Source organism: Microbacterium sp. (assembly GCF_041909575.1).
Lineage (GTDB): Bacteria > Actinomycetota > Actinomycetes > Actinomycetales > Microbacteriaceae > Microbacterium.
On record NZ_JAYRDE010000099.1, the window covers coordinates 1 to 11368 of the forward strand.

Genomic DNA, 11368 nt, shown 5'->3' on the forward strand with positions numbered 1-11368 from the left:
GTCGCGGGGCCGCGGCCTCCGTCGCCGCCCCCTCCCCCGGGCGCATAACTCCTGCAGTCTCGCGGCCCCCGGCGGCGCGACGCCCGGAAACTCGGGCATCGCCACTCGGCGGCGCCGCAAAGTGCAGGAGTTATGCGCGGGGCGCCCGAGCGCCGGGCGCGGGGCGCCGGGCGCGGCGCGCGAACCCGGGCGGAATAGCCGGACCGCCCCGGCGGGTTGCACCCGGGGATGAGCACTGCGAACCCGGCCCTGTCCGTCCTCGACCTCGTGCCGGTGCGCGCCGGGCAGACCAGCGCGCAGGCGGTGGCGGCATCCCTCGCCCTCGTCGCCCGGGCAGACGCGCTCGGGTTCCGCCGGTACTGGTTCGCCGAGCACCACAACATGCCGGCCGTCGCCTCGACGACGCCGCCCGTGCTCGCGGCGGCCGCGGCGGCCCGCACGTCGCGGATCCGCCTGGGCTCGGGCGGCGTCATGCTGCCGAACCACTCGCCGCTCGTCGTCGCCGAGCAGTTCGCCGCACTCGAGGCGCTCGCTCCCGGACGCATCGACCTCGGCCTCGGCCGCGCGCCCGGATCGGATCCGGTCATCACGCAGCTGCTGCGCCAGAGCGGCACGACGAGCGACGTCGAGCGATTCCCCGACCACGTGCGCGACATCGTGTCACTCGTCTCGCCCGAGGGCGCATCCGTGCGGTTCACGTCGGGCGGCACCTACGACGTCCATGCGACGCCCGCCGCGGCGACCGTTCCGGAGGTCTGGCTGCTGGGCTCCAGCGACTACTCGGCGCAGCTGGCTGCCGCCGTCGGACTGCCCTACGTCTTCGCGAACCACTTCTCCGGCCAGGGGCTCGAACGGGCGCTCGACCTCTACCGCACGGCGTACCAGCCGAGCGAGGCGCATCCCGAGCCGCGCACGTTCCTGACCGCGAACGTGCTCGCCGCTCCCACCGAGCGGGAGGCCGACGAGCGCGCCCTCCCGAACCTGCGGATGACCGCGCGCCTGCGCACCAACCGGCCGCTCGTGGCGCTCGAGACCGTCGAGCACTCCATCGCCCACGCGGCGGACTTCGACGGGCTCGGCGACTCTTTCATGGCCTCGGCCCGGGCGAACTGGTTCGTCGGCACGCCCGATGCGGTCGCCGCGGGCCTGCGCGACTTCGCGGCGACGCACGGGGTCGAGGAGGTCATGATCTCGCCGATCGCGGGCAGCTACGAGGCAGAGCCGATGGATGCCGCGCCCGGCCGCGAGCAGACGCTCGAGCTCCTCGCGGCCGAGCTCGGGCTGTAGCCCCCCGCGCCCGGCCAGATCGGCCGCCCCGGCCGGGCGCCGGCCCGGCGAGGTCGACCAGACCGGACCTTGCCCCGCGCGACCCGCTCAGCGCGTGAGCGAGTAGAAGCGGAAGAAGCCGAAGTCCTCGATGGGCAGGACGTCGACGTCGGCGAAGCCCGCGGCGCGGGCGTAGTCGCGGAACGTTCCGGGTCGCATGACGGTCCCCGTCCCGACGCTCGGCTGATGCGACAGGCCGTCGGGAAGGCAGCAGAACAGGCTGAACCCGTACATCAGGCGCTCGAGGTCGTCCCCCGGGGCGACGAGCTCCTCGCCCACGGCCTCGTCCATCACGACGACCGGGCCGTCCGGCACCGCGAGCCTCATCGCGGCGAGCACGTCCATCGGACGCGGCATGTCGTGGATGCACTCGAAGGCGAAGGCCGCGTCGAACGGGCCGTAGTGCTCGAGCCCGTCGCCGTCGGCGTTGTGGAACGTCACCCGGTCTGCAACGCCGGCCTCCTCGGCATTGGCGCGCGCGAGCGCGATCGAGGGCTCGTCGATGTCGAAGCCGTCGACCCGCAGCCCGGGGTGCGCCTGGGCCAGGGCGATGGCGGACCAGCCCGCCCCGCTGCCGACGTCGGCGATGCGGGCCCCCGGCCGCGAGAGCACGGACTGCACGGCGGGAATGCTCTCGAACGCCTGCGGAAGCAGGTCGAACCAGGGTCGGTTGAGGTCGGCCTGCGCCTCGCGCGCATCCGCGCCGAGTCGTTCCCAGCTGACGCCGCCGCCCCGGCGGTAGGCGTCGAGAAGCTCCGGCATCACCGCGCCGGTGGCGGCGAAGAACCGCGACAGCGGCGCGAGGTAGTTGAGGCTCTGCGTATCGGTGAGCACTTCGGCGGCTCCCGCGGCCAGCGAATAGCGGCGGCCCTCCGGCGCGCCGCCGTCCTCGAGGTCCAGCACGCCGGTCACGGCCTGCTGCTCGAGCCATTCGCGCGCGTAGCGCGGCTGCGTTCCGGTGCGGGAGGCCAGCTCGGCGACGGTCGAGGGACCGTGCTCCGCGAGGCTGCGGTACCAGCCGAGACGGTCGCCGACGTAGACGGCCATCATGTCGATGGCGCCGAGCGCGGACGCGAACATCCGCTCGGCGAACGCCTCGGCGGCTGCGGTGGTAGCGCCGACCGTGTCGGCGAGGGCGGTGGTCATGGGGTGCTCCTTCGGTGAATCCGGGCCCATGCGGGCTCCTACCGTCGACGCTAGAAGCGGGCGAGGGGGCGCCGAATCGGGCGAATCATGCAGATCCGGGCGCAGGCGGATCTGCATCACCCGCACCAGCGCCGCGCCCCTGGGCGTGCCACCACGCCGCGGCGGCGGTGCGCGTGCCGACGCCGATCTTGAGGTACACGTTGGCGAGGTGACGCCCCACCGTCTTCTCGCTGATGAACAGCCGGCGCGCCACCTCCCGGTTGCCCGCTCCCTCGGCGACCAGCGCGAGCACCTCCCGCTCGCGCCTCGTGAGGGGTCCGTCGATCTCGGACGCCCGCGGTTCGTCGACGCGCGCCCCCAGTCGGCTCAGGATGTCGCGGCCCTGCGCCATCGCGGAGGCGGAGGATGCGGCATCCCCCACGCTTTCGAAGGCCCGGCCCTGGAGCAGCAGGACCCGCGCGAGCTCGTGGGGCTGGCGATCGGCGCGGAACGACGTCTCGGCGCGACGCAGCGCCGTCAGCGCCGAGATCGGATCGTCGGCGGCAAGGGCGAGCATCCCGTCGGCGTGGGCCGACCAGGCCGCGAAGCCGGCGCTTCCGAACCGGGTCGCCGCCGTGCGGAGCTCCTCCGCGGCCGCCTGCGCGGCGGGCAGGTCGGCGCACGCGAGCGTCACCTCGACCATCGCGCGCAGGAGCCGGACCCGGGCGACGGCGTCGCGTCCGGCGAGGGAGGCCTCGAGCGCCGCGCGCGCCGCGACGGTCTCGCCGTGCTCGAGGAGCAGGAGGGCGGCGCCGGGCTGCGGATCGATGCCCGACGTGCGGGCCATCTCGTACGCCTCCCGCGCGCCGTCGGCGTCGCCCCGCCAGCGGCGCAGCTCGCCGAGCTGGTAGAACCCCTCGCCGGCCACCCACGGATTCCCGCCGGCGAGGTCGGCGCACTCGCGCCGGATCGACTCCTCCGCGTCGGTCCACTCGCCGCGGACGCTGCGCAGCTCGATGCGATGCACGCGGCAGATGCCGGTGTAGATGGCCTCGTTGCCGAACTGGTGGCACCACTGCTCGGTCGCGCGGGTCCAGTCCTCCATGCGCCGGAAGTCGGCGAGCTCGTGGCACACGTGGATGACGGTGCAGTAGACATCACCCGCCCACTCGGCGGGCAGGCGCCCCGCCAGCACCGGCAGCATGGCCTCGTCGAGCAGTGCGAAGCCCTGCGAGGACTGCGCGCGCCGCAGCTCGGCCAGCCCGCGGACGACCAGGGCGAGGCACTCCACCGCAGGCTCGGGGAAACGGCGGGCGAGGTCGGTCAGCCGCCGGATCTCGTCGTCCCACCGCAGCGGGTCACCCTCCATCATCGCGATCATCGCGTCGAGGTACGACAGGTACGCATGCACCGGACCGGGGTCGAGGTCGGCGAGGATCCGGCGCGCCCGATGCATCCACGCGTTCCCGATCGTGAGGTCTCCGCGCGTGACCCAGAGCAGGCACAGCTGCAACGCGCTCATCGCCGCGTCGGCCTGGCGATCGACGTCGCAGAAACCCCGGAAGGCCTCCTCGGCGAGAGCGAGCGACTCGGGCACGCGTCCGAGCCACCACGCCGCGCGCGCCATCGCCTCGACGTCCTCGGGGTCGAGTGCGCGATCCGCCCGCGCCGCCGAGAACTGCGCGAGCGCGCCCGCCCAGTCGGACGCGGCGTACGCCCGGCGTCCGGCCTCGACGGTGCCCGCGGGATCGAGCATGCTTCAGGGTACTGCGGTCCGCCCGGCTCCACCGGGTCGCGCGGCTACCAGGCGATCAGCGACACCGGAACGATCTCGATGACGGTGCTGTAGCGCGCGAACATCGTCTCGGTCGTGAGGCCGAGGCGCAGCATCCACTCGTCGTACTTGGCGCCGTAGGCGTCGCCGATGCGCTCTGCCCACGCGGGGCCGCCATTCGGGGTCAGAGCGGCGACCCCGCGGAGCACCGCCAGCTGCTCGCCGTCAGCGCCCGCCTCGAGGTGCAGCAGCACCTTGGGGTCTGCCTCCAGGTTGCGCACCTTCGCGGTGCGGGGCTCACTGAGCACGACCGCGCGGTCGCCGAGCCAGAGGAACCAGACCGGAACCGCGTGCGGATAGCCGTCGCGCCCGGTGGTGCCGATCCACGCGACCTGCTCGGCATCGAGCCGCGCGAGCGTGCGCGCGTGCACCTCGTTCGAGGGGTCGAACGCGAACGGCGCGGTCACGCCTCGTCCGGCTCGCCGCTGAGGAGGCCGCGCAGCCAGTCGCGGGCCTCGACGAACACGTCGTCCGAGTAGCGCTCGGGGTAGTGCACGACGGCGCGGTCGGCGCGCGGATACGAGCCCAGGAACACCACCTGCGGGCTGAAGCGACGAAGTCCGAGGAGGGCGTCGGCCATGCGCTCGTCCGAGATGTGCCCGTCGGCGTCGATGACGAACCGGTAGCGGCCGAGCGCGTCGCCGATCGGGCGCGAGGCCAGCAGCGAGAGGTTGATGCCGCGGGTGGCGAACTGCTCGAGCATCTCGAGCAGGGCGCCGGGGTGGTCGTCGGGCAACTCGGCGATGAGCGAGGTCTTGTCGGCTCCGGTCGGCGGCGGCGGCGCGACCGTGCGGCTCACCAGCACGAACCGCGTCACGGCGTTGGGGTTGTCGCCGATCGCGGAGGCGAGCAGCTCGAGCTCGTGATGCTCGAGGATCCCCGGCGGGGCGATCGCGGCATCCGCGTCGCTGGATCCGTCGATCAGCCCCATCGCGCTGGCGACGTTGCTGGCCGCGGGGACGTGGGCGTGGGCGGGAAGCGTCTGGGACAGCCACTGCAGGCACTGTGCGTACGCCACCGGGTGGGCGGCGACGAGCGAGACGTCGTCGAGCTTCGCGCCGGGGCGCCCGACGAGCACGAACTCGACCGGCACGAGGTACTCGCCGACGATCCGCAGGCCGGGCACCGTGGCGAGAGCGTCCTGCGCCGTCGACACCCCGCCGTCGACGGAGTTCTCGATCGCGATCATCGCGGCATCCGAGCGGCCCTCGACGACATCGGCGAGCGCCTCCCCGACGTTGCGCACCGGACGCCACTCGTGGCCGCGCGCCTCGGGCACCTGGGCCAGAGCGGCCTCCGTGAAGGTGCCGGCGGGGCCCAGGAAGCTGTAGGTGCGCCGCACGGGGACGGATGCCGCGGTCTCGGATGCCGCGGTCTCGGATGCCGCGGTCTCGGGCGCCTCGGAAGTCACGGGTGCCAGCCTAGCCCCGGACGCAACTCCTCAGATTCGGCGGTCCGAGGGGCTGCCGTCCCCGGAATTGCGGGGATCCGGTCGGAATCTGAGGAGTTACGGCGCCCGTCCGGCCCCGCCGGCCGAACGCCGGGCGGCGACATCCGGAGTCAATCCCACGACACGGACCCCCGCGACGAGGCAGACTGGAGCCATGAGTCGCGCAGGACAGCCCGCCGAAGCATCCGACCTCATCGACATCGATGACCTGATCGCCGCCTACTACGACCTCGTGCCGGACCCGTCCGTGCCCGAGCAGCGCGTCGCGTTCGGCACCAGCGGCCACCGCGGCTCGTCCCTCTCGGCGAGCTTCAACGAGACGCACATCCTCGCCACGACGCAGGCGATCGTCGACTACCGGCGTTCGCAGGGCATCGAGGGGCCGCTGTTCCTCGGCCGCGACACGCACGGGCTGTCCCTTCCCGCTGAGCGCAGCGCGATCGAGGTGCTCGTGGCGAACGGCGTCGACGTGCGGGTCGACTCGCGTGACTCCTGGGTGCCCACGCCGGCGCTCAGCCACGCGATCCTCACCTACAACCGGGGACGGGATGCCGCGGACCCGGGTCGCGCGGACGGCATCGTCGTGACGCCGAGCCACAACCCGCCGCGCGACGGCGGCTTCAAGTACAACCCGCCCAACGGCGGGCCGGCCGACACCGACGCCACCGGCTGGATCGCGAACCGCGCGAACGAGCTCATCGCGGCGGGGCTCGAAGGCGTCGCCCGCACCCCCTTCAAGGACCTCGACGGCGACGCGCTCGGTGACTACGACTTCCGCGACGCCTACGTGCGCGACCTCGCGAGCATCATCGACGTCGAGGCGATCCGCAGTGCCGGGGTCCGGATCGGCGCCGACCCGCTGGGCGGCGCTTCGGTGGAGTACTGGGCGCTGATCGCCGAGGTGCACGGACTCGACCTCACGGTGGTGAACCCCGACGTCGACCCCACGTGGAAGTTCATGACGCTCGACTGGGACGAGAAGATCCGGATGGATCCGTCGTCCCCGTCGGCGATGGCGAGCCTCGTCGCCCGGCGCGACGAGTACGACATCCTCACGGGCAACGACGCCGACGCCGACCGCCACGGCATCGTCACCCCCGACGCGGGGCTCATGAACCCGAATCACTACCTCGCGGTCGCGATCGACTACCTCTACGCGCACCGGCCGGAGTGGCCCACGGATGCCGCGGTGGGTAAGACCCTCGTCTCGTCGATGATCATCGACCGGGTCGCCGCGTCGCTCGGCCGCCCGCTGCTGGAGGTGCCGGTCGGCTTCAAGTGGTTCGTGCCGGGCCTGCTGGACGGGTCCGTCGCCTTCGGCGGCGAGGAGTCCGCCGGGGCATCGTTCCTGCGCAAGGACGGCACCGTGTGGACCACCGACAAGGACGGCATCCTGCTGTGCCTCCTAGCGGCCGAGATCCTCGCGGTCACCGGCAAGACGCCCTCGCAGCGCTATGCCGAGCTCGAGCAGCAGTTCGGGTCGTCGGCCTACCAGCGGGTGGATGCCCCGGCCACGCCGGCCCAGAAGGCCGCGCTCGGCAAGCTCGCGCCGGATGCCGTGACGGCGACCGAGCTCGCCGGTGAGCAGATCACGGCGAAGCTGTCCCACGCGCCCGGCAACGGCGCGGCGATCGGCGGGCTCAAGGTGCAGACCGAGCACGCCTGGTTCGCGGCACGCCCGTCCGGCACGGAGGACGTGTACAAGCTCTACGCCGAGTCGCTCCGGGGTCCCGAGCACCTCGCCGAGGTGCAGGCCGAGGCCCGCGCCGTCGTCTCCGCCGCCCTCGGCTGAGCCCCCGCCGGCTCCGGGCCCGGGCTCCGCTGGTTGCCGAGAGCACAGCCCGGGAGTGCCGGGAAAGCGTGCGGCCGAGGTCCCCTAGGGAGATCCGCCCCTGACCGAGCGGCCGTCCGGGGCCTAGAATTCGGCCGTGAGCGAGATGCCCGCGCCTGCCCGAGGCGCAGCAACACTGCATGACGTCGCACGCGAAGCCGGTGTCTCCCTGGCAACGGCCTCTCGCGTGCTCAACGGATCGACCCGCAAGGTGGCCGACAGCTACCGTGTGCGGGTCGAGGCCGCAGCCGAGATCCTCGGCTACACCGCCAACCTCTCCGCCCAGGCGACGGCGCGCGGCACGTCCGCGGTCGTCGCGCTCGTGGTCGCCGACGTCGCCGACCCGGGGTTCGGACAGCTGGCCGCCGGCGTGACCCGCGCCGCCGAAGAGACCGGCCTGGTCGTGACCGTCGCGGTCACCGGGCGGGATCCGGCGCGCGAGGTGCGCGTCGTCCGCGCGCTGCGCGGCCAGCGTCCCCGCGGGCTGATCCTCGCAGCATCCCGAGCGGAGGGGGAGGATGCCGCGGCTCTGCGTCCCGAGCTCGACGCTCTCGCGCAGATCGGCGGCCGGGTCGTCGTGCTGGGTCGTGGCGCTTCCGGCCTGAGGTCCGTGAGCACGGACGATCGCGGCGGCGCTTCGGCCCTCGGCGAGGAGCTCGCCCGCCTCGGATATCGCGATGCCGTGGTCGTCGCAGCGGACGAGGGCATCCACACCTTCGACGATCGCGTCGCCGGGTTCACGGCGGGCTTCGCGCGGCACGGCGGGCGCGTGGCCGAGGTGCGCCGCGCCGGGATCTCGCGCGACGCAGGCCATGCCGCGGCCACCGCGCTGCTGGGTGAGGGGCTGGCGCCGGGCACGGTCGTGGTCGGGGTGCGCGACGTCGTCGCGATCGGCGTGATGGCGGCGCTCCGCGAGGCGGGCCGCCAGGTCGGCGCGGATGTCGCCGTCGCGGGCTTCGACGACATTCCCCTCGCCCGCGACGTCGCCCCGGGGCTCACGACCGTGCGGGTGCCGCTCGAGGAGCTCGGCGCCCGCGCCGTGCGGGCCGTCGCCGACGCGGAGTGGGTGGCCGGACCGACCCTTCCGGTCGAGGTGGTGGTGCGCGGGAGCACGCCGCCCCGGGCCTGACGCGAGCCCCGCCGAGGCGAGCCCGGCGGGGCGGGGGGGGCCCCCGCCCCCGGGGGCGTCCCGCGCGCCCCGCGGTGGCGCCCGGGGGGGGGCCCGCGTCCGCCCGGCGCCGACCGATCCCGTCAGCCGGCAGGCGGCGGGGCGGTGCTCTCCCGGACGACGAGCGAGGTCGGCACGGCGTGGAAACCCGCGGAGCCGTCCTCGATGCCGGCCACGAGAGCCTCCACGGCGAGCTCGCCGAGGCGGTCGAAGTCCTGGCGCACCGTCGTCAGCGGGGGGCGGTAGTGGGCCGCGTCGGCGACGTCGTCGAAGCCCACGACCGACACGTCCGCCGGGACCGAGCGCCCGGCGTCGGAGAACGCACGGATCGTGCCGAGCGCGGACTGGTCGTTGGCCGCGAACACCGCGGTGACCGACGTGTCGGCCACGAGCCGGGCGGCGGCGGAGTGGGCGGATGCCGCGGTCCAATCGCCCCGGACGAGTCCCGGTGCCGGCCGCCCGGCAGCGGCGAGCGCTTCGCGCCACCCTCGCTCGCGCTCTGCCGCGGCGAACGAGTCGGCGGGTCCGGCGAGGTGATGCACCGTGTCGTGTCCGAGCCCGAGCAGGTGCGCTGTCGCCACCCGCGCGCCCCCGGCATGGTCGGACTGCACGACACCGGCTCCCTGCGTGTCGGGCGGCGCGTCGACGACGACCAGGCGGAGCCCCCTCGGCGGCGCCGTCCCGCGTGCAGCCGCGGTGGCCTCGTTGAGCACGACTGCTCCGTCCACGCCCTGCTCCGTCAGCCGTTCGTACGCCGAGGCGACGTCGGGCGCGGCGCCGAGCGTGACGACCGTGAGCGCATAGCCCCGGGCGGCCGCGGCATCCGCCACCGCCTGCAGCATCCGGGAGTTCCCCACCGTCGCGAGCGTCGACACGACGAGGCCGATCGTCTGGGTCCGGCCGGTGCGCAGGGCGCGCGCGGCCCGGTGCGGGCGGTAGCCGAGCTCGGCCATCGCCGCCTCGACGCGGGAGCGGGTCGCGGGATCGACCCGCGGGCTGTCGTTGACGACCCTCGAGACGGTCTGACCCGAGACGCCGGCGACGGCGGCGACGTCGGCCATCGACACCCGTCGTTCCATGTCGCCTCCTTCGTGGCCGCCGGCGGTGCTGCAGAACTCCTCAGATCCGTCGGATGTTGACGTTACCATGGCCTGGTTGGTACCGTGTTGACGTGAACACGATGGAGAACGGTCCCGCGGCGATTCTCGGCGCGGGCGTCGTCAAGCGGCCGACCCGCCTCGCCGACGGTCGCGAGCTGATCTACTACGACGACCCCGGCACGACGCTCGGCGCCGAGCGTGCCGCCGATGCGCGCGACCTCGCGCCGCGCCCGGAGACCGCGACGATGCGCCGCGACGTGCTCACCGGCGACTGGATCTCGGTCGCCGCCGCGCGTCAGAACCGCGCGTTCCTGCCGCCGGCGCACCTCGACCCGCTCGCCCCGCAGACGCCGGCGAACCCGTCCGAGATCCCGTCGCTGTACGACGTCGCGGTGTTCGAGAACAAGTCGCCCTCTTTCGGCCCCGCGCTGGCATCCGTGCACGGCTCCGCGCCCGAGGGAGTGGATGCCCCGCACGACCTCGCCGATCTCGACGCCGCCGGCCTCGGCCGCACCCGCACCTCGATCGGCCGGTGCGAGGTCGTGTGCTTCAGCCCGGAGCACTCCGGCTCCTTCGGCACGCAGACGGTCACCCGCGCGCGCACCGTGATCGAGGCGTGGGCGGATCGCACGGCCGCGCTGTCCGCTCTTACCGGCGTCGAGCAGGTCTTCCCGTTCGAGAACCGCGGCGAGGCGATCGGCGTGACGCTCCCCCATCCGCACGGCCAGATCTATGCGTACCCCTACATCACGCCCCGCACGACCGGGCTGCTCGCGTCCATCGAGCGCGAGGGCGACGACCTGTTCGAGCGGGTTCTCGCCTTCGAGCAGGCGTCGGACCGCGTCATCCTCACCGGCGAGCACTGGACCGCGTTCGTGCCGTTCGCCGCGCGCTGGCCGCTCGAAGTCCACCTGCTCCCCCACCGGCACGTCGCCGACCTCGCCGAGACGACGGATGCCGAGCGCGACGAGCTCGCCCCGCTCTACCTGCGCCTCCTCCGCGGAGTCGACGCCCTGTACGACAGCCCCACGCCCTACATCGCCGCCTGGCACCAGGCGCCCGTGCACCGCGGCCGCGACACCGCGCGTCTGCACCTCCAGCTGACCTCGCCGCGTCGCGCCGCCGACAAGCTCAAGTTCCTGGCCGGCTCCGAGGCCGCGATGGGAGCCTGGATCGGCGACGTGCCGCCCGAGGATGTCGCGGCCCGCCTGCGCGCGGCGGTCGAGAGCATCCCCGAGGTGACGGCGTGACCTTGGCGGCCGCGGCGGCGCGCGCGCTCTTCGCCGAGCGGTTCGGGACCGAGCCGATCGGCACCTGGTCCGCACCGGGCCGCGCCAACCTCATCGGCGAGCACACCGACTACAACGACGGCTTCGTGCTGCCGTTCGCGATCGAGCACCGCACCCACGTCGCGCTCGGCCTGCGCGAGGACGGCGTCATCCGGGTCGCCTCGACCTTCGCCGACGGCGTGGTCGAGCTGCCCCTCGCCGAGCTCGACGCGTACTTCCCGGCTCGGCGCGACGAGATCGCGGAG

The 11368-nt window shown here is 73.9% G+C and carries 10 protein-coding genes; 5 read left to right on the forward strand and 5 right to left on the reverse strand.

The window, feature by feature from the left end; genetic code table 11:
* The first annotated feature begins 228 nt into the window (after positions 1 to 228).
* On the forward strand, positions 229 to 1287 hold the full coding sequence (locus ACE3O1_RS12400) for an LLM class flavin-dependent oxidoreductase (RefSeq protein ID WP_374315482.1): 1059 nt from the start codon (positions 229 to 231) through the stop codon (positions 1285 to 1287).
* Positions 1288 to 1374: 87 nt separating this feature from the next.
* On the opposite strand, the gene ACE3O1_RS12405 is transcribed toward ACE3O1_RS12400, so the two are convergent.
* The 4 genes from ACE3O1_RS12405 to pheA all read right to left on the reverse strand — a co-directional run bounded on the left by ACE3O1_RS12405 (position 1375) and on the right by pheA (position 5627).
* Positions 1375 to 2472, reverse strand: coding sequence for a cyclopropane-fatty-acyl-phospholipid synthase family protein (locus ACE3O1_RS12405; RefSeq protein WP_374315484.1), 1098 nt, complete (start codon positions 2470 to 2472; stop codon positions 1375 to 1377).
* A gap of 85 nt (positions 2473 to 2557) precedes the next feature.
* Positions 2558 to 4207, reverse strand: a complete 1650-nt coding sequence (locus ACE3O1_RS12410) for a LuxR C-terminal-related transcriptional regulator (protein ID WP_374315486.1) — start codon at positions 4205 to 4207, stop codon at positions 2558 to 2560.
* Between the two features lie 44 nt (positions 4208 to 4251).
* On the reverse strand, positions 4252 to 4692 hold the full coding sequence (locus ACE3O1_RS12415) for a pyridoxamine 5'-phosphate oxidase family protein (RefSeq protein ID WP_374315488.1): 441 nt from the start codon (positions 4690 to 4692) through the stop codon (positions 4252 to 4254).
* On the reverse strand, positions 4689 to 5627 hold the full coding sequence (pheA, locus tag ACE3O1_RS12420) for a prephenate dehydratase (protein WP_374315494.1): 939 nt from the start codon (positions 5625 to 5627) through the stop codon (positions 4689 to 4691). Before pheA ends, ACE3O1_RS12415 begins: the two co-directional genes overlap by 4 nt.
* Positions 5628 to 5889: 262 nt before the next feature.
* Here pheA and pgm point away from each other — a divergent pair, with 262 nt between their 5' ends.
* Both pgm and ACE3O1_RS12430 read left to right on the forward strand, forming a co-directional pair.
* The gene (gene pgm, locus ACE3O1_RS12425) at positions 5890 to 7527 is read left to right on the forward strand and encodes a phosphoglucomutase (alpha-D-glucose-1,6-bisphosphate-dependent) (RefSeq protein ID WP_374315490.1); all 1638 of its coding nucleotides are present in this window, start codon (positions 5890 to 5892) and stop codon (positions 7525 to 7527) included.
* Between the two features lie 145 nt (positions 7528 to 7672).
* A complete protein-coding gene (locus tag ACE3O1_RS12430; protein ID WP_374315496.1) occupies positions 7673 to 8695 on the forward strand; it encodes a LacI family DNA-binding transcriptional regulator in 1023 nt (340 codons plus the stop codon).
* A 122-nt stretch (positions 8696 to 8817) separates the two neighbouring features.
* Here the strand turns inward: ACE3O1_RS12430 and ACE3O1_RS12435 are convergent, their stop codons facing one another.
* Positions 8818 to 9795: a LacI family DNA-binding transcriptional regulator gene (locus ACE3O1_RS12435; protein WP_374315498.1), complete on the reverse strand. Its 978-nt coding sequence runs from the start codon at positions 9793 to 9795 to the stop codon at positions 8818 to 8820.
* A 119-nt stretch (positions 9796 to 9914) separates the two neighbouring features.
* Here ACE3O1_RS12435 and galT point away from each other — a divergent pair, with 119 nt between their 5' ends.
* Positions 9915 to 11084, forward strand: coding sequence for a galactose-1-phosphate uridylyltransferase (gene galT, locus ACE3O1_RS12440; protein WP_374315500.1), 1170 nt, complete (start codon positions 9915 to 9917; stop codon positions 11082 to 11084).
* Positions 11081 to 11368 (forward strand): galactokinase family protein (locus ACE3O1_RS12445; protein WP_374315492.1); only part of this gene is annotated, 288 nt, incomplete at its 3' end. The genes galT and ACE3O1_RS12445, both read left to right, overlap by 4 nt.

Coding starts and splice junctions, on each gene's coding strand:
- ACE3O1_RS12400 (WP_374315482.1), top strand. CDS start 229: ATGAGCACTGCGAACCCGGCCCTGTCCGTCCTCGACCTCGTGCCGGTG.
- ACE3O1_RS12405 (WP_374315484.1), bottom strand. CDS start 2,472: ATGACCACCGCCCTCGCCGACACGGTCGGCGCTACCACCGCAGCCGCC.
- ACE3O1_RS12410 (WP_374315486.1), bottom strand. CDS start 4,207: ATGCTCGATCCCGCGGGCACCGTCGAGGCCGGACGCCGGGCGTACGCC.
- pgm (WP_374315490.1), top strand. CDS start 5,890: ATGAGTCGCGCAGGACAGCCCGCCGAAGCATCCGACCTCATCGACATC.
- ACE3O1_RS12430 (WP_374315496.1), top strand. CDS start 7,673: ATGCCCGCGCCTGCCCGAGGCGCAGCAACACTGCATGACGTCGCACGC.
- ACE3O1_RS12435 (WP_374315498.1), bottom strand. CDS start 9,795: ATGGCCGACGTCGCCGCCGTCGCCGGCGTCTCGGGTCAGACCGTCTCG.
- galT (WP_374315500.1), top strand. CDS start 9,915: ATGGAGAACGGTCCCGCGGCGATTCTCGGCGCGGGCGTCGTCAAGCGG.